This is a genomic window from Chryseobacterium sp., assembly GCF_019236175.1.
Lineage (GTDB): Bacteria > Bacteroidota > Bacteroidia > Flavobacteriales > Weeksellaceae > Chryseobacterium.
Genome location: NZ_JAFAJM010000005.1, coordinates 214,680 through 241,302, shown reverse-complemented (window position 1 = coordinate 241,302; position 26,623 = coordinate 214,680). Strand labels below are relative to the sequence as shown.

Below are 26,623 nucleotides of genomic sequence, written 5' to 3'. Positions count from 1 at the left end.
AAACTATTTTTTGTTTTCAGAAATCCTCTTTGAACTGAAGTCTCCTGAATTGTTATAGAAGGTATATTCGGAAAAATCATCTTTTGCAGTCATACCGTTAGCTCCTACTAAAGTCGAGCCATCTTCCATGGTTACATAAACAGTATCTTTGGTGTAAATTCTGTTTTTTTTCTGGTCCCAGTAAATGCTCTGCATGGCAAATCGCTGTCCTTCATTGGTTGTAATTCTTACATCGCCTTTAGCTTCATAGAATTTTTTATATTCAAAAATACGGGCATATTTAGCCGTAATTTTTCCGGGAATTTTCGGTTTCTTTTTATCAAAGAATTCTATATTGATTCCTTTTCTGGCTACTACATACGGGCTGTCGATCAGCTCGTATTTTTCAATGATGGGAGCCTTGGCTTTTAGCGTAACAAAGCCGGAATCACGTTGGATAATGTTGGCATTGTTAATGATCTGTGACGGGAAATTTTTACTTTGGCTGCCGTTGGTCTTAGTAAGGTCTTCCTCACAGGAGGTCAATATAAAAAATATAGCACAACTAAAAAGGCATGCTATATTTTTATATGATATTTTTTTTGAAAAGTTCATTCTAGTTATAGAGATTCTTTCTGAACCATTTATCAGCAAAATTAAAGCCGATTCTCAGGTTGATAAAGTTTTGGTTGATCAGGTTGTCACTGAGAGTCCCTCTTTTACCGAGTTCTACACCGAGTTCCAGACCACTCATTCTTGTGATACTACTATTCTTGAAAGGAAGCATAACACCGGCTGAAATACCGAATTTGTTAATACTGTTTCCTTCTAATTTAAGCCCACCTCTTTCATAGAAAGCACCATATCGGTAGATTACCCTTGAGAAATAACTTCTGAAGTTATTGTAATTAGGAAGATACCATCCACCCGCAGAAATTCTGTAGGTATCCTGCATGTTGAAAGTCTGGCCAAAGTAAGAAATATTTTCTCCTTTTTTATAATCAAGCTGTCCGGAAAGGAACCAGTGATTTTCACTTCCGTACCCAACTCCTAAAGAGGCTTGTAGTGGAAGAAGGTTTTTAGATTTTCTACTTTGCTGGTCTATAATAGTTTCGTTGGCTCTTGTTCCTTCTGCATCAGCATAGGTATAAGTACTGTTAATATAATCAGTAGTCATATTGCTGGTATTCCCGAAAGTAGCAGTGGCACCAATCGTTAGTTTTTTATCTGTGCGTGTATTTAAAGTCTGATAACTTGTACCCAGGGTAAAGTTAAAATTTCTGACTCTGTTTTTAGTCTGATAACCATTAATGAATTCCGAACTTGCAACACCATTAGCATCTACCGTATAAAACTCATTAAGATCGGATAAATCACCAAAATAAAGATTGGCTCTTGCTCCTACCGCCAATTCCTGGTTTATTTTGTAGGATACGGCTACCTGTGCGGTATTTAAAGTTCCGTTTCCTCTGAAAACATTTTTGTAGCCTGTTCCGTCTTTCAGAATCTCAGTGTTGGTAATATTATAATTCTTAGAGCTGTATGGCTGATAAGAAATTCCCATTTTAACCTTTGAAGAGATTGGAAATGCCAAGGCAATATTCGAAAGATACGTAGAATGCTTTGTAGATTTCGTATCGTTATAATTCGATTTGAAATAATTGTTTTCATTAGTAGCTTCCAGCCTGATGCTTGTAAGGTCGAAGTTAGTGTTATTTGCAGGGTTTGCAAAATTGAAACTACTGGTAAAATCACTTATAAAAGCAGTAGATATACCTCCCATTGAAGCAGTTTCGATCGTATTATCATATTTTACATCTCCAATTCCATACGCTGCATAAGGAGAGTTACTTAGACTCTGTGCATTTAGGAAATATCCAACTGATATGAATGATACTACAAAGATTTTTTTCATTCTTGATTTTTAAAACAATGCGCAAATATCTTAAATATTAATGAATTGTAAAAATTATATGTGGTTAAAGTTTGTTAAGGCCGTTATAATAAGGATTTTTGAATGTTTACAGATTATTAATATCAATTGTGAATAGTGATATAGCAGATATTAAACAGAGAATCTGTTCCATTCATGAATGCCCATACATTATTTCTCTTTTGCCATAAAAAAGAATGATTTATCTTTCTTAGGATTGACAATTCATAAATTTACGCCCGAATTCTTCTTCAGTTTTTTTATCTTTGAAACATGAATTGGGAGAACATAGCCGGACAACAAAATCTGAAAAAACTTCTTAGAGATAGCATTGCTGAAAACAGAGTGAGCCATGCCCAGCTTTTTGTAGGAAAAGAAGGATATGGAACATTGCCTATGGTATTGGCTTATGCCAGAGAAATTTTTAACCAGGAAAATGCGCATGCCGCATCAAAGGTTGAGCATCTTAATCATCTGGATCTGCATTTCAGTTTTCCCGTTTTTACAGACAACAAAAACTCTTTAAGTAAAAATAAATTTGAAGAATTCAGGGAAATGATTCTTAAATCCCCTTATTCAAGCTATGATGATTGGACTGCTTTTTTAGAATCCGAAAATAAACAATTGTTTATCTCTGCCGATGAAGTAGATGACCAGAATCAGAAATTTGCATTAAAAAGTTTTGAAGGCGGAACTAAAATCCTTATTGTCTGGAGAGCAGATAAAATGAATGTAGCGGCTTCCAATAAATTTTTGAAATTTCTGGAAGAACCTCCCGCTAAAACCATTATTCTTCTTACGGCTGAAAATACCAATGATATTCTTCCCACCATTCTTTCCAGAACCCAGATTGTAGAAGTTCCGAGAATTGATGATGAAGATCTGGGGAACTATCTCCAAAAAGATTTTTCCGTTTCTCAGGAAAAAATAAGAGAAATTCTTCACGAAGCTCAAGGGGATCTCAATGATGCCTTACAACTTTTAAATTCCGGTGATAAAAGCAATGAATTTGAAAAACTCTTTGTACAGTGGGTTCGTGATGCCTTTATGGTAAAAAAGAAACCTGCTTATCTTAAAAGCATTATTTTCTGGGCCAGAGAAATTGCAGGATGGAACAGGGAAAAGCAGAAGAATTTTCTAAATTATTGTTCTGAGATTTTCAGATTGGCTTTGCTGCAAAATTATCAGTCTGATGAGTTGGTATATAAAAAAATCAATGCTGATGATTTCAACTGGAATGGATTTTCAAAATTTATCAGTGGAGCGAATATTGAAAGTATCCTGGAAGAAATCAACACAGCTGATCTGCATTTAACCCGAAACGGAAATCCTAAGATTGTCTGGACTGATCTTGGCATAAAATTATCGAGATATATTCACAAGAACTCATAAAAAAACACCGGCCAATTGACCGGTGTTTTTTATTCAATTAAGCCGTTTTCTTTACTTTTACAGCTTTCTTATCTTTTTTAGGTGTATTTTCTGCCGTGTTGGCTTTTGCACTTCCATCTTTGTGATGGACATCAGTACATGCTTTTTTATCCTTTACCGTACATTCTTTTTTGTCTTTTCCGGCACAGCATCCTTCTTTTGGCTTTTCCTGTGCATAGCCTGCCGTAAACAGACCTAAGGCTAAAATCGCAATTATTTTCTTCATGATTTAAAATTTTAAAGGTCATAAATGTAATAGTTTTTTGACAGAGTTGATTAAATTTTTATTAAATATAAAGTATTTTAATGTTTTTTTTAAAAAGGGCATAACAATTGCGCGAATTATTTACCGTTTCGTTTGTGTATATTTTTCATAGAAGCAGTCTTATATTGCTGATAAATTAAATCTATATTAAAAAATCAATCAATCGTTTGATTTTATTTAAAACTTATGTACATTTGCGCCCTGAAAATGGGAATGATATGATTTCAAAAGAAGAAAATATATTATTTGCAGCTGAAAAACTTTTCGCAGAAAAGGGTTTTGACGGAACTTCCACCAGAGAAATTTCCAAAGCGGCAAATGTGAACATCTCTATGATCTCTTACTATTTTGGCTCTAAAGAAAAGCTCTATGAAAAACTGGTTGAATACAGAATGAATGAAGGACAGTTTTTTTCAAAAGATATTGTAGAGAGAACAGACCTTAATGAATGGCAGAAAATTGAAAAAATAATAGATCAGTTTTCTGATAAAATCAGAACGCAGAAATGCTTTTACAGAATTATGCAGCGGGAACAGCTTCATGCTGAAAATCCACAGATTGTAGAGTTTTTAAAACAAACCAAAATGGGATTTCTGTCTATGTATTCGCAAATTTTGGAACAGGGATTAGAGAAAGGTGTTTTTACTAAAAATCCTCCGATTTATCTGCTTCATTCTACCATCAGCGGAACATTGTTTTATGCATTCAATGCAAAAGATATGTATAAAGAGTTCCTTAATGATACAGAAGAGGAGAGTGTTTTTGATGAAACATTTTATACAGAACTTAATAAACATATAAAACATTTACTAAAAGACCTTTTAGGTTATGAAGAGAATAAATAACTCAGTGATTGCATTATCATTATTCTTAGGAATAGCAAATGCAAATGCTCAGGAGAAAAAAACACTTTCTCTTGACGAAGCTGTGCAGCTGGGAATCCAGAACAGCAAGAATCTCAAGATCGATGCCGCCAAGATCGAGGAGGCTACCGCTGATCTTTTGGAAGCTAAAAACAGACAGCTTCCTGAATTGAAAGTTTCGGGGAGCTATATGTATCTTCCGATAAAACCGAATGTTGATATTAAACTTGCGGGGCTTTCCGGAGGAGCAGGAGGCCCGGATGTTCACCAGGTTCTTTATGGTTCCGCTAATCTTAGTGTTCCTATCTATAGCGGCGGAAGAATAAAATATGGTATTCAATCTGCAAAATATTTGGTGGAAGCTTCTAAACTGAGCACGGAAAATGATAAAATAGCCATCGCTTATAACGTTGCCCAGGCTTATAACAATTTGTTTAAAGCCAACCAGTCTATCAAAGTTTTTGAAGAAAATCTTGCCGCTTCTCAAAAAAGAGATGAAACCTTTCTTAAAATGGAAAACAACGGTCTGATTGCAAGAAATGACAGATTAAAAGCTAACCTTCAGACTTCAAATATAGAACTTCAGTTACTGGAAGCTAAAAATAATTACAATATTGCGAATATCAATATGGATTTATTATTGGGACTTCCTGAAACTACCGAACTTGAAGTTGATCCTAACTATATTGAAGAAGGTTCTGATGTGAAGCCGGTAGATTTCTATGTAAGCGAAGCCCGAGAAAACCGTAAAGATTTACAGGCTTTAGCTCAACAAAGAAAAGCAGCAGAACTGGGGTCAAAGGCAGCCAAAGCTGAAAACCTTCCTTCCGTAGCTTTCACTGGAGGTTATATCGCTGCGGATATTCCTAAATTTCTTACTGTTTACAATGCCGTGAATGTAGGAGTCGGAATTTCTTATAACCTGTCCAATATCTGGAAAGAAAATTCTTCCTTAAAGCAGTCTCAGGCTAGAGAAAAGCAACTGGCGGCTACTGATGAATTATTAAATGATAATATTAAGCTTGATGTCAACAGAGAATATCAGAATACGGATTATTCTAAAAAGAGAATCGTTGTATTTGAGAAATCAGCAGAACAGGCTAATGAGAATTACAGAATTACAAAAAATAAATATGATAACGGTCTTGCAACCATGACAGAATTACTGGATGCAGATGCGGCTCAGATTTCAGCAAACGTTGGCGTTATCAATGCAAAAGCAGATGCTGCGCTAGCGTACAGAAAACTATTACAGACAACAGGAACTTTAACAATTAAATAATCAGATCGAAACCAAAATGGAAAATAATACTACACCAGCAGCTGAACCTAAAAAGAAAAAAAGCTTAGTCTTTCCCATCATTTTAGCGGCTGTAGTAATCGGAGGAGGTATCTACGGTTACAGAGCATATACATACGGACAGTATCACGAAGAGACTGATGATGCTCAAATTACTTCAAACATGGCCCCTGTGATTTCTAAAGTTTCAGGATATATTAAAGAAGTAAAAGTAAAAGACAATCAATTTGTTAAAAAAGGAGATACGCTGGTTATTCTGGATAACAGAGATCAGAAAATGGCGCTTGAGCAGGCTCAGGCAGCTTTATCTACAGCGAAAAGCAATATTTCAAATGCGGAAGCTTCTACAACAGCTACTTCCAAAAACATCAGCTCTTCTGAAGCCGCTGTAGTTACTGCCAATGCACAAATAGAAGCTGCAAAAGTAAATGTCTGGAAAACATCTCAGGATTTAAAAAGATATGCTAATCTTGTTAAAGATCACTCTATTACAGAGCAACAATATGAGCAGGCTTTAGCAGCAAAACAATCTGCAGATAAGCAATTACAGGTTTTAGTTGATCAGAGAAATCAAATCGCTCAGCAAACCACTATCGCTTCTTCTCAGACCGCTGCAAGTTCTCAGCAGATCAGCGTAGCAGGTTCTGTAGCTAAACAAAGAGAAGTAGACGTTGAAAATGCAAAATTAAACTTGTCTTATACGGTTATTTTAGCTCCTGAAGACGGATATGTAGGAAAGGTACCTACTCAGGCCGGACAGTATTTACAGGCAGGAGCACAATTATTTGCCCTGGTTAAGAATGATCAGAAATGGGTGGTTGCCAATTTTAAGGAAACACAGGTAGATAAAATGGTTGAAGGGCAAAAAGTGAAAATTGAAATCGATGCTTTCCCTGATCAGAAATTTGAAGGCGTAGTAAGCTCATTCTCTCCTGCAACAGGAGCTACATTTTCTATTTTGCCTCCGGACAATGCAAGTGGTAACTTCGTAAAAGTGGTACAGAGACTTCCTGTAAAAATAGATTTTGTAAATCTTGATAAAAATATCGCCAAGAGATTGAGAACAGGAATGAATGTGAAGGCAGAAGTTGCTTTGAAATAGTATTCATGTACTGACGTACAATGTATTCATGATAAATTAAAAATCATTAATGCATCCTACAATTTACATTAATACAAATATTCGAATAAAATTATGCAAGATTCATTAGTAGAATATGGAGCCCGAAGAGTAATCATTACGATTACAGCGATTCTTTGTGCTTTGCTTGAGATTGTGGACTCCACGATTGTCAATGTTGCCTTGAATGAGATGAAGGGTAATCTTGGAGCCACACTTTCTGAAGTAGGATGGGTAATTACGGCCTATGCAATCGGGAACGTAATTATCGTACCAATGACAAGCTGGCTTTCTCAGCAGTTTGGGCGTAGAAATTACTTCGCGGCATCCATTATTATATTTACAATATTTTCATTTTTATGTGGAAATGCGACTAATATCTGGGAACTGGTATTCTTCAGATTGATGCAGGGAATCGGTGGAGGAGCCTTACTGGTAACTTCACAGACTATTATCACGGAGTCTTATCCGATTGAAAAAAGAAGTATGGCTCAGGCAATCTATGGTTTAGGGGTAATTATTGGCCCTACTTTAGGTCCGCCGTTGGGAGGATACATCGTAGATAATTTCAGCTGGCCTTATATTTTTTATATCAATATTCCGATCGGGATTGCAGCAACTCTGATGACGCTTCAGTTTGTAAGAAGTCCGAAATATGCAGAAAAACGTAAAGTTTCAGATGTCGACTGGCTGGGTATTGCCCTGTTAGCCGTAACCGTAGGTTCATTACAATTTATTCTGGAAAGAGGGCATGAAGAAGACTGGTTTGCCAGCGGAATGATTGTAGCATTCACTGTAGCGGCAGTTTTAGGGTTTATATTATTCCTGTGGCGGGAACTTACTTTTAAGTATCCGATTGTGGAACTCAGAGTACTTAAAAATAGTAATCTAAGGATCGGGACCATGATGTCTTTCGTGCTTGGATTCGGACTCTACGGTTCTACATTCATTGTTCCTCTTTATACACAGAGTATTTTAGGATGGACGGCCCTGCAGTCGGGTGCATTGATGATTCCTGCCGCATTGACAACGGCTTTCATGATGCCGATTATTGGCAGGCTATTATCAAAAGGTGCGAAACAACAGATCCTGGTTTCTCTGGGACTGTTTATCTTCTTTATTTATAGTTTCTGGGGATATAAAATTCTGACTCCGGATACAAGTAAAGAAGCCTTCTTCTGGATGCTGATTGTAAGAGGTGCCGGACTGGGATTATTGTTTATTCCGATTACTTCTTTATCACTAAGTACTTTGAAAGGGCAGGAAATTGGCCAGGGTGCAGCCTTTACGGGGATGATGAGACAGCTTGGAGGATCTTTCGGAATTGCGGCAATCACTACTTTTATTGCCAATGCCAGCCAGAAATACAGAGTCAATTTGATTACTCATCTTGATTCTACCGATTTTGAAGTCCAGCAAAGGATTAATACACTGAAGGCAAGTTTTATTTCAAAGGGAATGACTCCCGATGCAGCGCTGAATGCGGCATATAAAATGCTTGACTTATCGGTTACTAAACAGGCTACCGTATTGTCCTATATGGATGTATTTCTTTATCTCGGCGTTATATTCCTGATATGTATTCCGTTTATCTTATTTATAAAAGAAAGAAAAAGTAAAGAAAAAATAGATTTGAGTGAAGCCATGCACTAAATTTTAATCATAAACCTCCGGATTTCCGGAGGTTTTTTTATGTTTTTTCTAACATAAATAATCAGATTCAGATTAGTATCCATGAGGTTTTTATACGGTAACTGATTTGATGTTAGTTATTTATTGTTGCAATAAATTAATATCACCTATTGGAGAATTTATTTATTTTTTTTAGCTTTACAGTACCAAATGAAAAAATATGAATAGCCTCCCTCATTTACACCTTCTCTTTTTCAAGAGAGATATCCCGGAGTATTTTACCATGCTCCTTTCTGATAAATAACTGCTAAATCTTATGGATGGATCAGGCCATTATTGTATGGCATTGATATTTTGTTTTCATTAAAGAGATAATTCTTTATTTCTGTTTTGAGAATGGTATTTGTTACTTCTTAAACAACACTGATATCAAAAAAATTATCATGAATAATAATTTACAACTGCCGGAACCATTTGTAGCATTATCCGATTTCAGAAAAAATGATATTTATCTCTCTGAAATGGAACCGGATCAGATTATTTCAGATCTTTTTCCTGCAACTTTTACAGAGCTTGTTCAGAGGCTCTCAGATATTACAGGTGCATTTTACGGAGGAATGCTTAAACAAACAGAACAACTTTTTGGAGCTGAAGCGGTAGAAACCCTTTCCAGCAAATTTATGTATGATCTTGGGGCAAAGATGGCCTTAAGAAATCTACAAGCGAAACCTGATTTGCAACCCGGTATTCCCGCTGTTGCAAAAATACTTATAGGAGCAGTTTTTACATCCAGCCCCGAATATAGTTTTGAATTTAAAGAATTGAATGACCATAAAATTGAAATGTTGATACTGGGAGTAGACCGTTACCATAAAATTACACAGAGTCTTGGAATTTCAGGGCTTCTGAAATGGCCGGTTATACAACCTTTTATACAAGGAGTGTGCGATACTATGGGGCTGGATGTTTTACTAAATATAAAAGTACTGGAAATTAATCCGGATAGTTCATGTATTTATCAGATAAGTATTTTTAAAAATAAATACTGAAAAATTCAGGATTAAAGCTTAGATTCTCTATATGAATTTAATAAGGGCTATTGCAAAGCAGCAGCCCTTATTATATAATTTGTCTTTTTTAAAATTTTCACTTATCTGATTTTTGAAACCCATTCAATACCACTGATATCGATAAGTTTTAAACTATGTATTTCTTCTTTCTGAGGAATATCATTCACATCAATCATAATATCAGCTTTTGCACCCAGGGGAATGATCAGACTGTGTTTTCCCGGTTTTACTTTAGCTACATAATAATTTTTAATATGCTCTTTGGAAAATTCTGATAATTGCAGAGCATCCAGTTGCTTTAAGATATTTCCGTTTTTATCCAGAATATGAATTCCGATAAGAAAAGACCCGTACACATCGGCACCTTCGGTTCTGTAAACTTCAAATTTCAATATAGAGTTCTGAAGAGAAATTCCGGAAATTTCAACCCTGGGCTTTACAGATTTATTGTGTAATGTTCCCCAAACCCCACCGTGAAAATATTGGTTGGTATAAAGGCAGAGTCCGAAAATAAGCATTGAACCCGTAAAGACTATAGTCTTAGGTTTTGACAAAGGTAGGATTCCTGATCCAAGCCATTGAAACCATTTTGTATCCGTAAAACGATAGGCTTTCCTGATGAAATAATAATCCAGAGAAAAAGGACCGCTCCCGGTAAGAAACAGAACGAATCCGCCCGCAATTCCCAGCACGCCGATCTGCCATTCGTCTACACAGGTGGTCCCAAGCCAGCCGGATCCGAGAAGGATTCCCAAAGCCAGACTGAAAATACCAATACTCATCAGTCTTGTGAATACTCCCAGAATGAGTAATAGCCCAACTATAGCTTCAATAACGGTAAAAGTCATCATAGAGCGCTGTAAGGTCTCCGGATGAGTCACCAGATATTCTATAACTGGTTTTATTCCTAAGGCATTGGGAAGGAAATGATTAAATTTTTCCCCGATATAGCCCTGTTCATCCGGAATTAATTTGTTCTCAAGAACGAGTCTGCGCCAGAAGGCAGAAAAATAGGTCCATCCGATAACCATACGGAAGGACAAAGTATATAATCCGGCCAGATCATAAGACTGGCTGTTAATAGTATGTTTCATTGAAATTTAATATTGAATTGTAAAAAACTGATTTTTTATTTGGGTTAAAAAAGTTAAACCAGATTAAGCTTCAGTCTTTTAAATAAAATATACTTCGGCGGGCTGTTGCCCGTAGAACGTTTGGAAGAGGTGTTGTAAAAAGGTCTTTCTTCAGGAGTATTTTTTTTTGTATAATGTAAGAAAGAAAAGCGCTGATGTGATTTGATATCGGTTTTTACAAGAGAAATCTTCGATGCGGAAACAGAAGCTTCACAATTGGGAGATGCTGTTTTTACTTTATTCAGCCCACTGATGTACTGAATATCAAAAATATCAAGAACATCTCTTTTTACAGAACACGGCGATAATGAAAACACCAGTATAAGCATCGTAATGATGGCTTTAGTGGTTTTCATATGGATTCCGTTGTGTGGCATTTCTACAAAACTACGGTTTATTTTAATTTGGACTCTATAAATTGCAAAAATTCATGCTGTTGATCGACAAATAAGTAATGAGAACAATTGTCTAAAAGCTTAAAATTTTCTTTTCCGACAATGTTTTTAAGGTCAGTGAGTTGTTTTAGGGAAAAGATTCCGTCATTCTTTCCATAAACAGCAAAAACAGGAGTTCCTTTTCTTTTGATTTCTTTTAAAACAGCTGTATTGTCCAGATTATTGAGAGGTTCATTCTGATAGAATAGAATTGGTGACTGAGGGTTTCTGATATTGGTCTGGTAAAATTCTCCGGCTTCATATTGTGCCCTTAAATTTTTGCTTTCCGGAGTGGGAGAGGGCATATCAAAAAAGTTAAGTTGGCTGGCTGTTTCATAACATCTTTTTCTGTAGGCTGCAGAGTGTTTATCCAGATTTTCGATTTCCGAAATCTCTTTAAGCTGAACCGGATCATTTTTGAAATGTTCTTTAGCTTCTTTAAGGATATGATCGTAAGTTTCCTGTTGGGTAAATAAAGCTCCGGCAAGAGTTAAAGAACTTACTCGTTCAGGAAACTTACCGGCAAATAAAGTCCCGATAATTCCTCCGAAACTATGTGCGAGGATGTTTGCCTTTTTAATTCGGTATATCCTGTACAGCTGATTCAGATCGTTAAAACTCTCCGTAAAAGTCATGGAGGCATTGTCATCTTTAGATCTTCCCTCACCGCGTCTGTCATAAACGATTACATAGAATCCTTTATTCGCCAGTTGCTGTGCTGTAGTGCCTTCAAATAAGGTAGCATTTCCGGAAGGACCGCCGTGAATAAAAATAACCGGAGGGTTCTTTCGGTTTCCATAAGCCCTGGAATAGATGCTTTGTGCGTTAAAGGAGATAAAAAAAAGAATAAAAAGAATGGGTAAAGATGATTTCATGATTAGGTATTATCTCTGCTAAAATACTAATTTATAGAATATTTCAAGAAAATATTACATAATGAACCCTTTATACCTGTTATTTTACAATTTAATACTTCTACTGACTAACAGTTGTCACAATACTGTCTTATCTTTATCCCGTCATTTAAATTAAAAACAGAATATTTCAATGAGTTATTGTTTAGCTATAGCCGGAATGCAGCCTGAAAGCAGAAAAGAACTGCATAAAAATTACCACGATCATTATTACGGATTTCCGATTCATGATGATAACGAATTATTCGGAAGACTGATTCTGGAAATTAATCAGGCAGGCCTGAGCTGGGAAACCGTTTTGAAAAAGGAAGAAAGCTTCAGAAAAGCATATGATCATTTTGATATCCGGAAAATAGCTGCTTATACTGAAGAAGACCGTGAAAGACTTCTTAATGACAGTGGCATCATCCGAAATAAATTAAAGGTGAATGCAGCTATTGAAAATGCTAAAACCATAGTGGAGCTGCAGAAGGAATTCGGTTCGTTTGAAAAATGGCTGGAGCATCACCATCCCAAAACATTACAGGAATGGATGAAGCTTTTTAAAAAAACCTTCAAATTTACCGGTGGTGAGATTGTGAATGAATTTCTGATGAGCACAGGATATCTTAAAGGAGCCCACCATGAAACATGTCCTGTGTATTCTAAAGTTCTGGAACAAAATCCTTTATGGGAGGAATCGGAAAGAAAATAATAATGCATAAAATCACGGTATGAAAATGTGATTACCCTGATTTTTATAGAAAATGGATATCATGATGCTTTACATTCAGTTATTTTCCGCCGTTAGCCTTCAGATCGGCCTTACAGTTAGCATCCAACTGAGGAATATTACCGGTGGTAATGAAACCTAAAATGTCTGTAGTTTCAGAAGCATAATACATCAGACAATTTTGATTATTACAATGATTGCCATTGGAGGAATCCTTATGATTAACCTGCATGGGTGAGCCTAAATCCACTAATCCCAGCAAATGGCCAATCTCATGTTCCAGTACCGTTGCCTCCAGCTTTGTCCGGCTGGTTTGTCCGAATGCTCCCGAATTATCATGAATGGTTTTACCTAATAATGCAATGGAAGTATTACGGTAAGCAATTCCTAAAGTATTGGAATTCCCGCTGTACTGACCATTAGTATACATAATGTTGATAGCCATGGTTGACCCGTTTGTAAATACAGTCCGGTTATTATTTTCAATCTTTCTGATATCATCAGCAGATAAGCTGGAAGATGATGTTCCGGGAATTTCACGCTGGGTAATTGTAATTCCGTTGTCTTTACGGAGATAAGCGGATAAAAAGTTCTTTACATGATCCAGGGCCTGTGCATCAGGGGCATAACCGGGCATATACTGAATTTCTATTAACAGAGAATTATAACGGCTGTTGCTTAGCAGATCATTGGCAGATGCGCCTACAGAACGGGTGTGATTATAATCGGAAGAACCGTTACTGAATTCATTGTTGCTGTCTCTGCTGCAAGAGATAACCCAAGCGAAGATTGTAAAAAGCAAAATACATTTTCTCATCATAGGGTAAGTGTTTAATATGATGCAATATTACTGAAAAATCAGTTTGAAATTATTTTCAGCAGAAAAAAATCTATTTTTGTAATACGCTAAATATTAATCGTTATCATTTTTATGGTCTTTGTCAAGGATAGCTTTATGTTCTTTACCCCATTTTTCAAATTCAAGGATGATCGGCTTTAATTTATACCCGATATCTGTAAGTTCATATTCTACCCGTGGCGGAACTTCTGCGTATATCGTTCTCGTAATGATTTTATCTTCTTCCAGTCTTCGGAGCTGAAGGGTAAGCATACGTTCGGTGATATTCTGAAGTTTTTTCTTAAGCTCACCAAATCTCATTTTTCCGTTGATGAGATAACAGCAGATTGCCAGAGCCCACTGGCCACCGATAATATTGGATGCGTAAACTTCAGGACATTCGTCAGCAAGTGCTTTTTTATTGGCAAAATTTGTGGAGGTTTCTTTGATTTTTGTCATTACTTACATTTTTTATAGTACCCTACAATGAGTCGCTAATGTACAAAATGTAAGGTACGTATTGTAATTTTGTTTCAGAAATTTAAAATTTATGAAGACCTTAATTATCGTTACTCACCCTGATATTGAAAAATCTGTAATCAATAAAAGATGGATAGAAGAGCTTAAAAAATTCCCTGAAAAGTATACTGTCCATCAGTTATATGAAGTGTATCCTGATGGGAAAATTAATGTTGCCCGCGAGCAGAAACTGATGGAGTCGTATGATAAAATTGTATTTCAGTTTCCTTTTTACTGGTTCAGCAGCCCGCCGCTGCTAAAACAATGGCTGGATGAGGTGGTTTTATATGGTTGGGCCTATGGAAGTACCAGCGGATATCAGCTGCAAGGAAAGAAAATGTCACTGGCAGTTACCGCAGGTATTGATGAAGAAGGATATAGCCGGGCAGGAGAATATAAATATACTATGAAAGAGCTTTTTCGACCGTATGAACTGACATTTGATTATATCAGGGCGGATTATAAAGAACCTTTTGTCTATTACGGAATTGAAAGAGATTCTTCCAAAGAATGGATTGAAAAAAGTATTCCGGGGTATCTTGAATTTCTGGATAACTTATAAATGAAAAAGGTAAAGTTGGCCTCTTTAGTATAAGTGAGGTCAACTTTACTTTTGTATGTATTCAAATGGTTCAACATTCCAGTCCTGCAGATATTTTTTTATGGTATTGCTGTCAATATCAAAAGGGACATCCTGATATTTCCATCCATTTTTAGGAACTTGTAATCCGATAAGATAATTCTCAATAGCATAGATATCAAGAACTCTTGCATTTTGTGGTTCTATAGAATCGAAAATAATGAGAAACCGGTCTCCTTTTCGATAGGAGCAACTTCCCGTTTTAAAATATATTTTATCATTTACCTGATATCTGTAATCCGTTCCTACACCATTGTTATTTTTCTGATGCCAGTCTGAGGTAGCCTCACCAATAGTATATCTGGGATTTTTCAGCATTTGTTTTACCCATACATTTTCAGCAATCATCCCGTATATAATCAACAAAGCAGTTATTACAGTAAGAATAATAAGGAATTTATTTTTGATATATTTTATCATCAATCACTTAAGGTATCGGATAGGTCGTATCTGTTAAACGTTTAATACCCTTTTAATTCTTTTTTCCGCTTCTTCTACTGATATTCCATTATAGAAATCTTCTACAAACGGATGTTCAAAACTCTGATGCGGGAAAACAAACGGCCGGCCGATACTGTTGTCTACCACAACAGTTGTAGGAATGCTTTCCGAAAAATCATAGTCCGGAAAATAAGTATTGAGCCAGCCGAAATACTCAGCTTTGAATTCTTTATTATGATAATTGTCGACATATTCAGTAAAGTTTTTTTCACTTAATGAAACCCAGATTCCGTAATCCAGATTTCTGCAGTCATTATGTACTTCCTGTATCAAAACAGCACGGATAAATCTGTGGGAGCTTTCAGGGTTTTCCACGATACACAGATCTGAATTGAGTATAGCCGTTTTCAATTCCTCATCGGAGAGATTATAATAAAAATCAGGAGCGTTATAAGCCAGTGCAGGCCAGTCTTCTTTTTCTTCTCCGCAGCATTCACAGGTATATTTCATAATTTAATTTTAAAACGAAAATACTTAAAAATGTCTTATCCTACCGTTGGAGTATCCTCTTCTCTTAATATTTTTTTCTCCTTCATCGTAAGCATCATTCTTTCATATTTGTATTTTTCCCAGTCAAACTGATTAAGAAAATCCAGGGCAGCCTGAAATCCTCTGTTGAAAAGATCTTCTTTTTCTTCTTTTTTCATAAAGAAATTAAGCCAGCTGCTGGTGCCACAGTTAACGGTTTGGATGCTGTATAACTGGTAAAAAGTATGTTTGGTGAGGAAGGTTTTATCATTAAAACCTTTCAGGGTACTGATGATATTTCCTGCATAGCTGAAAGGCGTTTTAAGGATTTCCTCACTGGTTTTTCCTTTTTCGGAAAGAATATCGGAATCGCTGGTCAGCTGTACTCCAAAAAGGGGTAACCTTGGATAGAAGACTTCATCGGCATGGAAAAGATCAATCGGGAAATTAGAAATACTGCCTCCGTCAATAAATACCCCGACGGGATTAATATCCTGCTGTTTGGTGTTCATCCAGAATCTCCAGGCATATTTCACCGAATCTTCATTCTTGTTGATTCTCTTCTGGTAAGGTTCAAAAAAGAAAGGTACCGACATGGAAGCTCTGACAAACTCTGCAGGACTGATGTGCTTGAGCTCTTCTTCAGACCAATAGAGGTTAGCCATAGTCGGAAGTTCCACCTTAATTTTCGCGTTGATATCTGTAGTAATGACTACATAGTCAGATTTAAGCTGGTAAAAAGGATTATTCTTGTAGTAATCATTATTGTAAGCACTGTCATAAAAAATTTTATACCTGGTCGGATCAATATGCTCCAGGTTTTTGGTTTTGATCTTTTCAATATTTTGTAGAGCAAGGCTGTAATATTCATCTCTGTTACCGTATCGGTAATTAAGATTCAGATCATAGTCTTTACGGATAAATTTTTCATTGAGCTGGGCGACGGTTTTTACTCCAAATCCGTCAAGAGCATTGGTCATGGTATTTAAAAATACATTTCCCGGATTCAGTCCGCTGTTTTCTTTCCGGAAATTATGATAGAGTTTTTTAATACAAAGAAACAGGATTATGGCCGGAATCAGAGGGATCAGAAACATCAGCCTTGTATTCAGAATAGATCCTGCCGGAACTGCAAAAGGAATTGTAACCAAAAGAACAAAACATATTACAGCAATAACAGCATTGATTCTAAAGAAGTTTTTATTGTTCAGCATCGCATGCAATGTCGTTTTTACATACGTTTTTCCATCCATGAAATCTGAGAAATTCCAATTGAAAAGAATATCTCTGATGATATCACTTTTAGCCTCTTCTTTGGTTCTGCAGGCAGCAATAAGCATGGTGTTGATAGCACCTGCACTGGTTCCGGCTACTTTCAGAAAGCGGATTCCAAAACATTCAAGCCCATACAGATAGCCCACAAGTGCACTTCCCCAGACACCACCACCTTCCTGTACAAATTCTACATATTGATGCCCATATTCATCCAGAAGATCTGAAAACTCTTTGGATGAGATGTTTTCATGAAGTGCCATAAGCTTTTCTTTAGACGCTTTCGACAGTACGTTATCTTCCAGAGTTTTATAAAGGTCTTCTGCTTTCATGGAGGGTGTTTTTATTGTCAAGATAAAGGATTGAAGGCGAAACCTCTGTCCTGTAAAATTACCACTGTTTACGTCTTACATAAATAAACGTACTGATGACCACCGTTGCCATGACTCCAAGGGTTATAAAATAACCATGTTTGTGGTGAAGCTCCGGCATATTTTCAAAATTCATTCCGTAGACTCCGGCAATAAATGTGATGGGTAAAAAATAGACAGAATAGATCGCTAAAACTTTCATGACCTGGTTGGCCTTTTGATCTGAAAGGGCCAGAAACATAGAAATAAGGTTCGTAATCTGAATGTTTAAATGATCAAAATCGGCGACCACATCTTTATGCTTATCCTTTAAATCTACAAATTCAGAATCCTGCAGGTTCAGTAATTTAAATTTATCAATGGCATCTGTTGAAATAACCAGTACCCTGGAATTTAACCCTGACTTTCTCTTCAGCTTATAAAGGCGACGAATCTGGCTGGTATGATTGGTATTTTTAAGGAAGATCTCATTTTCAATATTATCCATAGTTTCAAAAAGACTCAGTGATTCATCATCAAAACTTTTCATAATCAATATGGCGATCATCAGGATGATTTTTTGAGGTGTTAATTCCTCTGGCATCATAGCCACTCTTTTCTTAGTCTCAGAAATACTTCTGGTTTTCATCCTGTGGATGGTAATAATCGTATTGTCCAGTAAGAAAATTCCAATCTTGGTACTGATATCACTGATGGTATTTAGATTTTTTCTTTCCAGCTCTGTGCTTTCACGGAGAAGAAAGAATTTTACATTCCCGTCTTCCTCATATTTCGGAAGGTGATTGGGATCCATGGTGTCCTCAAGGAGAAGGTTATTGATTTCGTATCTTTCATGAAGAAATTTCAGGTCTTCTGCTGTAGGAGCCTCTACATCTACCCATTCGCACTGGGAGTTTCTGTATATCGTATCAATTGGCATAAAGTAAAAATACTAATATTTTGAAAAACTATGTGTTAAATAAGTTTTATCTTTGCCAAAATTAAAAAACTATATGATTAAAAGTACAATAAAAGGTGTGGGATTTTATGTCCCAGATAACATTGTTACAAATGATGATTTAGCAGATTTGATGACTACCAATGACGAGTGGATTACGGAGAGGACGGGTATTAAGGAACGAAGACACAGAAAAAACAGATATGACGCTCAGGAAACCACTGCTTTTTTAGGATTCAAGGCTGCGGAAAAGGCAATTCAGAATGCAGGTCTTACTTCAAAAGATATTGACTATATTGTCTTTGCAACCCTTTCTCCTGATTATTATTTTCCGGGGTGTGGAGTATTGCTTCAGGATATGTTAGGATGTGATACGATCGGGGCTTTGGATGTAAGAAACCAGTGTTCAGGATTTGTATATTCTATGAGCGTTGCCAATGCGTTTATCAAATCAGGAACTTATAAAAATATCTTAGTAGTAGGTGCGGAAGTTCATTCTTTCGGGCTTGATTTTTCTGATGAAGGCAGAGGCGTTTCTGTTATTTTCGGAGATGGGGCAGGAGCGATTGTTCTTTCTGCTACAGAAGATGAAAATGCAGGTGATGTTTTAGCGGTAAACATGCATTCTGAAGGAAAATATGCGGATGATCTTTGTACACAGTTTCCGGGTTCTAAATTCGGATGGAGTGACAGGATGAGAAAAGATCCTGAAAACGTAACCAGCAAAGAGGTTTATCCGATCATGAACGGAAACTTTGTTTTTAAACATGCGGTGACAAGATTTCCCGAAACAATGATGGAAGCACTGAACAAGGCCGGAAAAAAAGTAGAAGATCTTGATATGTTTATCCCTCATCAGGCTAATCTCAGAATTGCCCAGTTTGTACAGGAAAAATTCGGATTGCCGGATGAAAAAATCTTTAACAATATTCAGAAATACGGAAATACAACAGCGGCTTCTATTCCGATTGCTTTGAGTGAAGCGATTGAGCAAGGAAAAATAAAGAGAGGAGATTTAGTCCTTCTTTCTGCCTTTGGTAGCGGTTTTACCTGGGGAAGTGTTTTGTTTGAATACTAAAGGAATAACGAATGAAACTGTAAAATCACAGAATCATTTAGCGATATACAATAAAAAAATCCGCAGAAATAAACTGCGGATTTTTGTTTTTTATGCTTTGCTGCTAAAGGCTTTTTAATAATTTTTCGGTTTCAGATGAATCTTCACCTGAAGCTTTAGCCAGTTCAATAGACTTTTCAGCCCATATTTTGGCATTTTTCTTATCTCCGATTTTGTTGTACAGATTGGCTAACGTATCTGTATTGGCAAAACTCTGGTCTTTTTTTACTGACTCTTGTGCCCAGGTAATTGCTTTTGCAAGAGAAGCTTTGTTATCAACATTTTCAAAGAAATTCCATGCCAGTGAGTTCAATTCTCCGGCAGTTGCGGAAGAAGGATCCTGATATAATTCCAGAATCAGTTTTTCATATGTAGCAATGTCTTTGTTCTTTAAAGCACGATTGGCCTTCATTCTTTTTAAAACCTTCTCAGCCTCCTCTTTGTTTAAAAATTTTTGAGTTTCTGCCATAAAATAGCTGTCATTCCATGTTTTAGCATCTGCGTTATATGCTTTTTTAGCAATCGTATTCAGCTTGATACTTTTGTCAAATCTGTCATACTTATCTTCAGGAAAAAATTTAAGAATATCCGCTTTTTTATCCTGAAAAATCTTGTATAAAGGACTTTCTGTAGTTTGTGTTCCTGAAAGAAGCATTTGTACATCATCTTCATCCAAAGCCGTTTTCTGTTCAAAATAACGGTTCATTACTCTCCCGGCAAAATCTGCGTCATTGTACATGGTAAGACCGGCAAGGTTTTTCAAAAACTCTGGAGATTTTTCACCATTTTCAAACTGTTGTTTTAATGCAGTAAGTCTTTTTGCAGGATCTTCAGCGTCCTTTGCAAACTGAATGAAATCTTTTTCTTCTACATACCCCAGTGTTCTGTGTACGGCTTCACCGCTTCCATCGATGAATAAATAAGTAGGGAAGGCTTTTACATTATATTTTTTAGCAAGATCTACTCCTTCTCCTTTTTCCATATCAATTTTAGCATTGATGAAATGAGAATTATAGTAGTCACCTACGGCCTGAAGCGGGAAAATATTTTTTGCCATCAGTTTACAGGGTCCGCACCATGAAGCATAAGCATCAATAAAAATAAGTTTTTTTTCTTTTTTTGCCTTTGCAAGGATGGATGCAAAGTTGCCTTCTTCGAATTTTATGCCCTGCGCAAGAGTCAAAACTCCTATAAATAAAGCAGAAACTATAGATAATTTTTTCATAAAGTACTTTTTATTAGGGTACAAATGTAATAAATATGATGACAATTGAGTCGTTCATATTGAAAATAATTATAGATAAACTTTGTCTTTAGTGCCGGTTTTAGTCCGGAATGAAAGATGATCACATATTGTTTTGATCTTATTATTAAAATTAATGTAAATCTTATTTTTGATTTAAATGATTAAATTACAGGAGAATATTTTAATAAAAAATAAAATATTAGTAGTTTTGTAAAAAACAAAAAGACACCGAGAAAGAAAATGATGAATTATTATAAAAGTAATAATTTGTTTTTTTATGCCTAGAAGTTTACTGCTACTTTTGTTTTTATCTTTCACAGCAATCCCAATATTTGCCCAGAAAAAGACCCGTTTCGACCAGATTTGTGAAAGAACAGGTGTGGTTACTGCCCATAAAAATTTACCGGCAGCCTTTAGAACGGCGGATTCTCTTTATTTATCAGCACAAACTCCGTCAGAGAAAATTAAAAGCTTAATTCTTTCATCTGAGCTTTATCATTATTCAGGAGAATTTAAAAAAGCGATCTGTTATAGTGAGAATGCCCATTCTTTAATCAATCAGATTAATGATCATGAACGCATGGTTTATATCTGCAGGCTCTTATCAAAACAATACAGACAAATAGGTCTTTATGAAAGGGCAAAAAAGTATATTGTAAAAGGATTGGAAGCTGCTCATCAGATTCCTGATTTTCAAAAAAACAACGAAGCAATAGGACTGCTTAATCAGGAGATGGCCTTTTACGAAATGGAGATGGGAAATTATACCAATGCCATAAAATACATAGAATCCTCTTTAAGTTTTTTTGAAAAAATAAAAAGCCCTAATGAAAGCCGGATTATTGCAGCTTCTTATCAGGTGTTGGGAGATGTCTATTTTAAACTTAATGATTATACTGTATCTGAAAATTATTATAAAAAATCTGAAGCCCTGCTTAAAAAAGGAAACTGTACTTTAGGTTTAGTGTATAACGGGCTCGGAGGCATCCGGGTGAAGCAGAAAAACTGGAAAGAAGCAGAATTGTATCTGAAAAAAGCAGAACAGATTGCAGATACTTCCCGAAGTCTCAGGCTGAAAAAAGCAGTGTATTCTAATATCAATGATTATTATGAAGGTACAGGAGATACCTATAAGGCTTCTTTATATGCCGTAAAATATGTGAGAACTTATGACAGCATTGCTGTCCGAAATCATGGAGCTGCCATAAAGAACTCAGGAAGTAAACCCGGTAAAAATAATTCAATAAATGTTGTCAAAAATACAGCCATTGTTATTTTATTTATTTCAGTGATCGGGCTCATTATATTCTTCAGGCTTAAACAAAAACAACAGCGTACCAAATTACGGGATTTAATACGAACTCAGTTATATCCGAGGGCTCATCAACCGGATAATCATTTAAAAATAAATGAAGGGTCTGAGTTTTCTAATATTTCCGTGGAAGAGGTTGATGACAGCGAAGCGGAACGAAAAAGAAACGAACCACTGATGACTTCTGAAACAGAAGCAAAATTACTGGAATTGCTTGAAGATTTTGAAAAAGGCAATTTATATAACAGTAAAAGTATGTCCCTGTCTTTTCTGGCTGGTGAGCTCAATACAAATACCAAGTATCTGTCCTATGTAATTAATCAGCATAAAAGTGCTGACTTTAAAACTTATATTAATCGTTTAAGAATCAATTATATTGTTGATAAACTGATTAATGATGAAAAGTACAGGCAATACAAAATCAGTATCCTTGCAGATGAATGCGGTTTCTCTTCACACAGTAAATTTGCTGCAGTCTTTAAAGCTGTAACAGACTTTTCACCATCTGCCTATATTAAACATATTGATGCTGAAAATCAAACAGATAAAGATATTCATTTTCGGGAAAATGATTAAGAACAGATCTTTTTTTTCTATTCTATATTACTATTTTCACGAAAATGAACAACCAATTATTTTTCATGAACCGGTTACTATCATATATTTGCGCCAGTTTTATGAGGCATGATTACCATCTGTGTAATCTTTTTATAGAGGAATGCTTTCCTGTACATTAAATAAACGACAGGCCCAATCATGAAATTTTAAAGGTTGAATTATGCATGGTATTGCTGTATCATGACATAATCCTGACTCTAAAAAATATACCTAATCGGAATTTTAGGTCATACCATACAATCGGGGTTGATTGCCCGGTTTTTTTTCAGTCAAGTTTTTTTAAGTGCAAATCCACAGTACATCTGTGGATTTGTGATTTTATTTCGTTTGGGTATTGTTGGTTTTTATTTTTGAAGTATCAGGACCAGCTGGTGCCGGTTCAGAATTCGCTACAGCAGAATCGCCCATTCTGTTTCTTAAAGAGTCTTTGTCGTGAGCCTGTTTAAATTCTTCTCTCTTTTCTTTGTTTTGAGCGCAGCTTCCCAGAAAAAGAAATCCCAGAATAGCTCCTATCCATATTTTTTTCATAATACTATTTTGTTGTTGGTGTTACTCAAATATAGTGATTCTTTGTAAAAGATAAAAGATAAAAGATAAAAGATAAAAGATATTCTCGTTAAACAACACGATCCGTGTCAATATCAATAGAAACAGGCTTTAGTCCGCTTTCACTGAATTTAATCTGCAAAAAAGCCCCGAAACCGAAATTTCGAGGCTGTATTGAAAGAACAGGCAATCATTATTCATTACCTGTTACTCATGATTATCCTAGGTATGGATATTTGTAATCTTTTGGAGAAACAAACGTTTCTTTCACACTTCTTACAGATGTCCATCTAAGAAGGTTCATTTTAGAACCCGCTTTATCGTTGGTTCCTGATGCTCTGCCACCACCGAAAGGTTGTTGCCCTACTACAGCACCTGTTGGTTTATCGTTGATATAGAAGTTACCAGATGCATTTTCTAATGCTTTGTAAGCTTCAGCAATTGCATAACGGTCCTGAGAGAATACAGAACCTGTCAGTGAATAAGGTGAAGAAGAATCAACTACTTTTAACGTTTCTTTCCAGTCCTGATCTTCATAGACAAATACAGATAAGATTGGCCCGAAGATTTCTTCTACCATACTTTCGTATTGAGGGTTTGTCGTTTCAATTACAGTTGGATGTACAAACCATCCTTTAGAATCGTCACAAGTTCCACCGATAGCTACAGTAGCTTCAGAAGATTCGTTAGCTCTCGTGATGTATCCTTTACATTTTTCGAAAGAATTTTTGTCGATTACTGCATTTACAAAGTTAGAAGGATCTTCAGGAGAACCGATTTTGATCGTGCTCATCTGAGCTTCCATTACTTTTTTCACATCAGCCCAAAGAGACTTAGGAACATAAGCTCTTGAAGCTGCAGAACATTTTTGTCCCTGGTATTCAAAAGCACCTCTTACTAAAGCGGTCGCTACTGCCTCTACATTAGCAGACGGGTGAGCGATTACAAAATCTTTACCACCTGTTTCTCCAACAATTCTTGGATATGTTCTGTAGTTGTGGATATTGTCACCGATCATTTTCCACATTCCCTGGAATACTTTTGTAGAACCAGTGAAGTGAAGACCTGCAAAATCTTTGTGAGCTAATACTTTTTCAGCCGTTTCTTTACCATCTGTAAAGATCATGTTGATCACTCCGGCAGGAAGACCAGCCTCAATTAATACATCCATGATTACTTTTGCAGAATATACCTGCTTATCAGAAGGCTTCCATACCACAACGTTTCCTAACATGGCCATACAGGTTGGAAGGTTTCCTGAAATCGCTGTAAAGTTGAATGGAGTTACTGCAAAGCAGAATCCCTCTAATGGTCTGTATTCTACACGGTTCCAGATACCATTGTCAGATACCGGTTGCTCAGAATACATTTCTGTCATAAACTCAACGTTGAATCTTAAGAAGTCGATGAACTCACAAGCAGAATCAATTTCAGCCTGGTGTACGTTTTTAGACTGCCCAATCATGGTCGCTGCATTAATTACATCTCTGTAAGGACCAGCCAATAGATCAGCTGCCTTTAAGAAAATGGCTGCACGTTGCTCCCAACCTAGCTCGTTCCACTCTTTTTTAGCTGCCAATGCCGCATTAATAGCGTCATCCACATGTTGCATACCACCCTGATAATAAAATCCGAAGTCATGAGCGTGATCCTGTGGAGACTGAAGCTGCACTTTGTTGTCAGTTTTTACTTCTTTTCCATTGATAATCATAGGGATTTCCACCTTCTCTGACCACATTTTCTTATAAGTGTTGATAAGGCTTTTAACTTCCGGAGAACCCGGTACATAAGAATTTACCGGCTCATTTACCGCTAATGGTACTTGCGAAATTGCTTTTGACATATTACGTTATATTATTTTTTTAATTATAAGTATGTTGTATACAAATTTACGATAATTATAAGGAAAGAAAAAAATACAGCTTCTTTTTGTGAAATAAACTTTATTATTAGTTAATGTGTGAATTATGTAATATTTTTAATGTAAAAAGATTAAAATATTTAATATATTTATTCAATTCTTTAAATGGAAAGGAAAAATGGTTTAAGTTGTTATAATTATGAGAATGAAGACAATAAAATAGTTGTCATAGTTGCTGAATAGCTCTTAAGTATTGTAAACAAGGGATTTATGAAGAAATGTGAAATTTAGTTAAAATTGCATTTGTTGCGATTTTGAACATTTTAAATAATTTTTTTGATAGCCTATGATTTCAGATTATTCTAATTTTACACCATTATTAACAGGTATGAAAAAAAGAGTCATATTTTTCTCTTTTGTATTATTTTTTTCAACTTTGTGTGCAGGTCTTATTGCACATAAAGGGAAAGCTAAATCATACTCTGATGTCTTATCGAAAATTCATCTCCTTCAGCAAAAATCAGATCAGCAGACTCAGCCTGAAATTTACAGTTTTTCAGATGCGCAGGATGTACAGGATTCTAATGACTGGGAGAAAGTGAAATTTGATTATTCAATACTTGGGCAGCAGTGGTTGCACTATTTCTTTGCCAGGTATACTTTTAATACTCCGGTTGCGGCCGTTCAAAACCGTATTTATATTACAGCACCCAGATATATTCTGTATCATTCCCTGCAAATTGCGGGCTGCTAATTCTATTGAGTATTCCAATGATTAATTATGGTTTGTATTGTACAATACGATCCGTAAGCATCATTCCTCATTTCTAAATTTTTGAACGTTTCTATTTGCCTTTTCAGAGAGGTGAACAGGATATTGTTTGTCCAATTTTAAATAAAAATACTATGCACTTAACACCGAGAGAAACGGAGAAGCTTATGCTATTTCTGGCAGGCGAGCTCGCTCTAAAAAGAAAGGCTAGAGGCCTTAAGTTAAATTATCCAGAATCAATTGCATTGATCAGTCATTTTTTGCTTGAAGGAGCAAGAGATGGAAAAAAAGTAGCTGAGCTGATGCAGGAAGGCGCTAATCTTCTTACAAAAGATGATGTAATGCCCGGCGTATCAGAAATGATCCACGATGTTCAGATCGAGGCAACTTTTCCTGATGGAACTAAGCTGGTAACCGTACACAACCCAATCCGTTAATACCTATTTATTATGATACCAGGAGAAATTTTTGTAAAAGAAGGCACTATTATCTGCAATGAAGGCAGAGAAACTGTCAAACTAAAAGTAACCAATACAGGAGATCGTCCTATTCAGGTAGGTTCTCACTTCCATTTTTTCGAGGTAAACAAGGCGATGAGCTTTGATCGTGAAAAAGCTTTCGGAAAGAGACTGAACATTGTAGCCAGTACTGCAGTACGTTTTGAACCGGGAGAAGAAAAAGAAGTGGAACTGGTAGAAATAGGAGGTACCAAAAAAGCAATGGGCTTCAACAACCTTGTTGATGGACAGGTAGATTCTGAAGATCAGAAAAAAGCAAGCCTTGCAAAAGTTCAGGAGTTAAACTTTAAAAATCAGTAAG

The 26,623-nt window shown here is 36.1% G+C and carries 28 protein-coding genes; 13 read left to right on the top strand and 15 right to left on the bottom strand.

Annotated features, from left to right (window positions below; translation table 11 throughout):
• Nucleotides 1-3: 3 nt before the first annotated feature.
• Together lptC and JO178_RS05300 are read right to left on the bottom strand one after the other, a co-directional pair.
• Complete coding sequence (gene lptC / locus JO178_RS05305; protein WP_291932795.1) at nt 4-594, bottom strand: LPS export ABC transporter periplasmic protein LptC; 591 nt, start codon at nt 592-594, stop codon at nt 4-6.
• 1 nt (nt 595) lies between these two features.
• A complete protein-coding gene (locus JO178_RS05300; protein WP_291932792.1) occupies nt 596-1,894 on the bottom strand; it encodes a hypothetical protein in 1,299 nt (432 codons plus the stop codon).
• 291 nt (nt 1,895-2,185) lie between these two features.
• Between JO178_RS05300 and JO178_RS05295 the strand changes: the two genes are divergently transcribed.
• Nucleotides 2,186-3,304 (top strand): DNA polymerase III subunit delta', encoded by a 1,119-nt coding sequence (locus JO178_RS05295; protein WP_291932789.1) that lies wholly within the window; start codon nt 2,186-2,188, stop codon nt 3,302-3,304.
• Nucleotides 3,305-3,341: 37 nt separating this feature from the next.
• Here JO178_RS05295 and JO178_RS05290 read toward each other — a convergent pair whose 3' ends face one another.
• Nucleotides 3,342-3,569 carry a hypothetical protein gene (locus JO178_RS05290; protein ID WP_291932786.1) on the bottom strand — a complete coding sequence of 76 codons (228 nt, stop codon included), beginning with the start codon at nt 3,567-3,569 and terminating at the stop codon, nt 3,342-3,344.
• A 257-nt stretch (nt 3,570-3,826) separates the two neighbouring features.
• Between JO178_RS05290 and JO178_RS05285 the strand changes: the two genes are divergently transcribed.
• The 5 genes from JO178_RS05285 (at nt 3,827) to JO178_RS05265 (ending at nt 9,572) form a co-directional block, all read left to right on the top strand.
• Complete coding sequence (locus JO178_RS05285; protein WP_291932783.1) at nt 3,827-4,453, top strand: TetR family transcriptional regulator; 627 nt, start codon at nt 3,827-3,829, stop codon at nt 4,451-4,453.
• Nucleotides 4,437-5,753, top strand: a complete 1,317-nt coding sequence (locus tag JO178_RS05280; RefSeq protein WP_291932780.1) for a TolC family protein — start codon at nt 4,437-4,439, stop codon at nt 5,751-5,753. Before JO178_RS05285 ends, JO178_RS05280 begins: the two co-directional genes overlap by 17 nt.
• A 16-nt stretch (nt 5,754-5,769) precedes the next feature.
• On the top strand, nt 5,770-6,873 hold the full coding sequence (locus JO178_RS05275; RefSeq protein ID WP_291932778.1) for an HlyD family secretion protein: 1,104 nt from the start codon (nt 5,770-5,772) through the stop codon (nt 6,871-6,873).
• Between the two features lie 93 nt (nt 6,874-6,966).
• Complete coding sequence (locus JO178_RS05270) at nt 6,967-8,544, top strand: DHA2 family efflux MFS transporter permease subunit (protein ID WP_291932775.1); 1,578 nt, start codon at nt 6,967-6,969, stop codon at nt 8,542-8,544.
• A 422-nt stretch (nt 8,545-8,966) separates the two neighbouring features.
• Nucleotides 8,967-9,572, top strand: a complete 606-nt coding sequence (locus JO178_RS05265) for a hypothetical protein (RefSeq protein ID WP_291932772.1) — start codon at nt 8,967-8,969, stop codon at nt 9,570-9,572.
• A 101-nt stretch (nt 9,573-9,673) separates the two neighbouring features.
• On the opposite strand, the gene JO178_RS05260 is transcribed toward JO178_RS05265, so the two are convergent.
• The 3 genes from JO178_RS05260 to JO178_RS05250 are packed head-to-tail and all read right to left on the bottom strand — an operon-like array spanning nt 9,674 to nt 12,035.
• Nucleotides 9,674-10,687, bottom strand: a complete 1,014-nt coding sequence (locus JO178_RS05260; protein WP_291932769.1) for a TQO small subunit DoxD — start codon at nt 10,685-10,687, stop codon at nt 9,674-9,676.
• A 53-nt stretch (nt 10,688-10,740) separates the two neighbouring features.
• Nucleotides 10,741-11,082, bottom strand: a complete 342-nt coding sequence (locus tag JO178_RS05255) for a hypothetical protein (RefSeq protein WP_291932766.1) — start codon at nt 11,080-11,082, stop codon at nt 10,741-10,743.
• Between the two features lie 38 nt (nt 11,083-11,120).
• Nucleotides 11,121-12,035 carry an alpha/beta hydrolase gene (locus JO178_RS05250; protein ID WP_291932762.1) on the bottom strand — a complete coding sequence of 305 codons (915 nt, stop codon included), beginning with the start codon at nt 12,033-12,035 and terminating at the stop codon, nt 11,121-11,123.
• Nucleotides 12,036-12,207: 172 nt separating this feature from the next.
• Between JO178_RS05250 and JO178_RS05245 the strand changes: the two genes are divergently transcribed.
• Entirely contained in the window at nt 12,208-12,768 is a 561-nt protein-coding gene (locus JO178_RS05245; protein WP_291932759.1) for a DNA-3-methyladenine glycosylase I, read from the top strand.
• Between the two features lie 79 nt (nt 12,769-12,847).
• On the opposite strand, the gene JO178_RS05240 is transcribed toward JO178_RS05245, so the two are convergent.
• Nucleotides 12,848-13,606 (bottom strand): M12 family metallo-peptidase, encoded by a 759-nt coding sequence (locus tag JO178_RS05240; protein ID WP_291932756.1) that lies wholly within the window; start codon nt 13,604-13,606, stop codon nt 12,848-12,850.
• A gap of 93 nt (nt 13,607-13,699) precedes the next feature.
• A complete protein-coding gene (locus tag JO178_RS05235; protein ID WP_291932753.1) occupies nt 13,700-14,083 on the bottom strand; it encodes a helix-turn-helix domain-containing protein in 384 nt (127 codons plus the stop codon).
• Nucleotides 14,084-14,174: 91 nt separating this feature from the next.
• Between JO178_RS05235 and JO178_RS05230 the strand changes: the two genes are divergently transcribed.
• Complete coding sequence (locus JO178_RS05230) at nt 14,175-14,705, top strand: NAD(P)H-dependent oxidoreductase (protein WP_291932750.1); 531 nt, start codon at nt 14,175-14,177, stop codon at nt 14,703-14,705.
• A gap of 45 nt (nt 14,706-14,750) precedes the next feature.
• Here JO178_RS05230 and JO178_RS05225 read toward each other — a convergent pair whose 3' ends face one another.
• The 4 genes from JO178_RS05225 to JO178_RS05210 are packed head-to-tail and all read right to left on the bottom strand — an operon-like array spanning nt 14,751 to nt 18,314.
• The gene (locus tag JO178_RS05225) at nt 14,751-15,203 is read right to left on the bottom strand and encodes a hypothetical protein (RefSeq protein ID WP_291932747.1); all 453 of its coding nucleotides are present in this window, start codon (nt 15,201-15,203) and stop codon (nt 14,751-14,753) included.
• A 33-nt stretch (nt 15,204-15,236) separates the two neighbouring features.
• The gene (locus tag JO178_RS05220; RefSeq protein ID WP_291932744.1) at nt 15,237-15,734 is read right to left on the bottom strand and encodes a DUF2199 domain-containing protein; all 498 of its coding nucleotides are present in this window, start codon (nt 15,732-15,734) and stop codon (nt 15,237-15,239) included.
• 35 nt (nt 15,735-15,769) lie between these two features.
• Nucleotides 15,770-17,356: a patatin-like phospholipase family protein gene (locus JO178_RS05215; RefSeq protein ID WP_291932741.1), complete on the bottom strand. Its 1,587-nt coding sequence runs from the start codon at nt 17,354-17,356 to the stop codon at nt 15,770-15,772.
• A 58-nt stretch (nt 17,357-17,414) separates the two neighbouring features.
• Nucleotides 17,415-18,314: a CorA family divalent cation transporter gene (locus JO178_RS05210; RefSeq protein ID WP_291932738.1), complete on the bottom strand. Its 900-nt coding sequence runs from the start codon at nt 18,312-18,314 to the stop codon at nt 17,415-17,417.
• A 73-nt stretch (nt 18,315-18,387) separates the two neighbouring features.
• On the opposite strand from JO178_RS05210, the gene JO178_RS05205 reads away from it, so the two are divergent.
• The gene (locus tag JO178_RS05205) at nt 18,388-19,410 is read left to right on the top strand and encodes a beta-ketoacyl-ACP synthase III (RefSeq protein WP_291932735.1); all 1,023 of its coding nucleotides are present in this window, start codon (nt 18,388-18,390) and stop codon (nt 19,408-19,410) included.
• A 103-nt stretch (nt 19,411-19,513) separates the two neighbouring features.
• On the opposite strand, the gene JO178_RS05200 is transcribed toward JO178_RS05205, so the two are convergent.
• Nucleotides 19,514-20,674, bottom strand: coding sequence for a thioredoxin family protein (locus JO178_RS05200; RefSeq protein WP_291932732.1), 1,161 nt, complete (start codon nt 20,672-20,674; stop codon nt 19,514-19,516).
• Between the two features lie 298 nt (nt 20,675-20,972).
• Between JO178_RS05200 and JO178_RS05195 the strand changes: the two genes are divergently transcribed.
• Nucleotides 20,973-22,583: an AraC family transcriptional regulator gene (locus JO178_RS05195; protein WP_291932729.1), complete on the top strand. Its 1,611-nt coding sequence runs from the start codon at nt 20,973-20,975 to the stop codon at nt 22,581-22,583.
• A gap of 360 nt (nt 22,584-22,943) precedes the next feature.
• Here JO178_RS05195 and JO178_RS05190 read toward each other — a convergent pair whose 3' ends face one another.
• Together JO178_RS05190 and pruA are read right to left on the bottom strand one after the other, a co-directional pair.
• Nucleotides 22,944-23,153 (bottom strand): hypothetical protein, encoded by a 210-nt coding sequence (locus tag JO178_RS05190; protein ID WP_291932726.1) that lies wholly within the window; start codon nt 23,151-23,153, stop codon nt 22,944-22,946.
• A 235-nt stretch (nt 23,154-23,388) separates the two neighbouring features.
• Entirely contained in the window at nt 23,389-25,014 is a 1,626-nt protein-coding gene (pruA, locus tag JO178_RS05185; protein WP_291932724.1) for an L-glutamate gamma-semialdehyde dehydrogenase, read from the bottom strand.
• A gap of 406 nt (nt 25,015-25,420) precedes the next feature.
• On the opposite strand from pruA, the gene JO178_RS05180 reads away from it, so the two are divergent.
• From JO178_RS05180 to ureB, 3 genes are all read left to right on the top strand, one after another.
• Nucleotides 25,421-25,786 carry a hypothetical protein gene (locus tag JO178_RS05180; RefSeq protein WP_291932722.1) on the top strand — a complete coding sequence of 122 codons (366 nt, stop codon included), beginning with the start codon at nt 25,421-25,423 and terminating at the stop codon, nt 25,784-25,786.
• Nucleotides 25,787-25,938: 152 nt separating this feature from the next.
• Nucleotides 25,939-26,241, top strand: coding sequence for an urease subunit gamma (ureA, locus tag JO178_RS05175; RefSeq protein ID WP_047387758.1), 303 nt, complete (start codon nt 25,939-25,941; stop codon nt 26,239-26,241).
• Between the two features lie 12 nt (nt 26,242-26,253).
• The gene (gene ureB / locus JO178_RS05170; RefSeq protein WP_291932710.1) at nt 26,254-26,622 is read left to right on the top strand and encodes an urease subunit beta; all 369 of its coding nucleotides are present in this window, start codon (nt 26,254-26,256) and stop codon (nt 26,620-26,622) included.
• Nucleotide 26,623: the final 1 nt, after the last annotated feature.

Coding starts and splice junctions, on each gene's coding strand:
- lptC (WP_291932795.1), bottom strand. CDS start 594: ATGAACTTTTCAAAAAAAATATCATATAAAAATATAGCATGCCTTTTT.
- JO178_RS05300 (WP_291932792.1), bottom strand. CDS start 1,894: ATGAAAAAAATCTTTGTAGTATCATTCATATCAGTTGGATATTTCCTA.
- JO178_RS05295 (WP_291932789.1), top strand. CDS start 2,186: ATGAATTGGGAGAACATAGCCGGACAACAAAATCTGAAAAAACTTCTT.
- JO178_RS05290 (WP_291932786.1), bottom strand. CDS start 3,569: ATGAAGAAAATAATTGCGATTTTAGCCTTAGGTCTGTTTACGGCAGGC.
- JO178_RS05285 (WP_291932783.1), top strand. CDS start 3,827: ATGATTTCAAAAGAAGAAAATATATTATTTGCAGCTGAAAAACTTTTC.
- JO178_RS05280 (WP_291932780.1), top strand. CDS start 4,437: ATGAAGAGAATAAATAACTCAGTGATTGCATTATCATTATTCTTAGGA.
- JO178_RS05275 (WP_291932778.1), top strand. CDS start 5,770: ATGGAAAATAATACTACACCAGCAGCTGAACCTAAAAAGAAAAAAAGC.
- JO178_RS05270 (WP_291932775.1), top strand. CDS start 6,967: ATGCAAGATTCATTAGTAGAATATGGAGCCCGAAGAGTAATCATTACG.
- JO178_RS05265 (WP_291932772.1), top strand. CDS start 8,967: ATGAATAATAATTTACAACTGCCGGAACCATTTGTAGCATTATCCGAT.
- JO178_RS05260 (WP_291932769.1), bottom strand. CDS start 10,687: ATGAAACATACTATTAACAGCCAGTCTTATGATCTGGCCGGATTATAT.
- JO178_RS05255 (WP_291932766.1), bottom strand. CDS start 11,082: ATGAAAACCACTAAAGCCATCATTACGATGCTTATACTGGTGTTTTCA.
- JO178_RS05250 (WP_291932762.1), bottom strand. CDS start 12,035: ATGAAATCATCTTTACCCATTCTTTTTATTCTTTTTTTTATCTCCTTT.
- JO178_RS05245 (WP_291932759.1), top strand. CDS start 12,208: ATGAGTTATTGTTTAGCTATAGCCGGAATGCAGCCTGAAAGCAGAAAA.
- JO178_RS05240 (WP_291932756.1), bottom strand. CDS start 13,606: ATGATGAGAAAATGTATTTTGCTTTTTACAATCTTCGCTTGGGTTATC.
- JO178_RS05235 (WP_291932753.1), bottom strand. CDS start 14,083: ATGACAAAAATCAAAGAAACCTCCACAAATTTTGCCAATAAAAAAGCA.
- JO178_RS05230 (WP_291932750.1), top strand. CDS start 14,175: ATGAAGACCTTAATTATCGTTACTCACCCTGATATTGAAAAATCTGTA.
- JO178_RS05225 (WP_291932747.1), bottom strand. CDS start 15,203: ATGATAAAATATATCAAAAATAAATTCCTTATTATTCTTACTGTAATA.
- JO178_RS05220 (WP_291932744.1), bottom strand. CDS start 15,734: ATGAAATATACCTGTGAATGCTGCGGAGAAGAAAAAGAAGACTGGCCT.
- JO178_RS05215 (WP_291932741.1), bottom strand. CDS start 17,356: ATGAAAGCAGAAGACCTTTATAAAACTCTGGAAGATAACGTACTGTCG.
- JO178_RS05210 (WP_291932738.1), bottom strand. CDS start 18,314: ATGCCAATTGATACGATATACAGAAACTCCCAGTGCGAATGGGTAGAT.
- JO178_RS05205 (WP_291932735.1), top strand. CDS start 18,388: ATGATTAAAAGTACAATAAAAGGTGTGGGATTTTATGTCCCAGATAAC.
- JO178_RS05200 (WP_291932732.1), bottom strand. CDS start 20,674: ATGAAAAAATTATCTATAGTTTCTGCTTTATTTATAGGAGTTTTGACT.
- JO178_RS05195 (WP_291932729.1), top strand. CDS start 20,973: ATGCCTAGAAGTTTACTGCTACTTTTGTTTTTATCTTTCACAGCAATC.
- JO178_RS05190 (WP_291932726.1), bottom strand. CDS start 23,153: ATGAAAAAAATATGGATAGGAGCTATTCTGGGATTTCTTTTTCTGGGA.
- pruA (WP_291932724.1), bottom strand. CDS start 25,014: ATGTCAAAAGCAATTTCGCAAGTACCATTAGCGGTAAATGAGCCGGTA.
- JO178_RS05180 (WP_291932722.1), top strand. CDS start 25,421: ATGAAAAAAAGAGTCATATTTTTCTCTTTTGTATTATTTTTTTCAACT.
- ureA (WP_047387758.1), top strand. CDS start 25,939: ATGCACTTAACACCGAGAGAAACGGAGAAGCTTATGCTATTTCTGGCA.
- ureB (WP_291932710.1), top strand. CDS start 26,254: ATGATACCAGGAGAAATTTTTGTAAAAGAAGGCACTATTATCTGCAAT.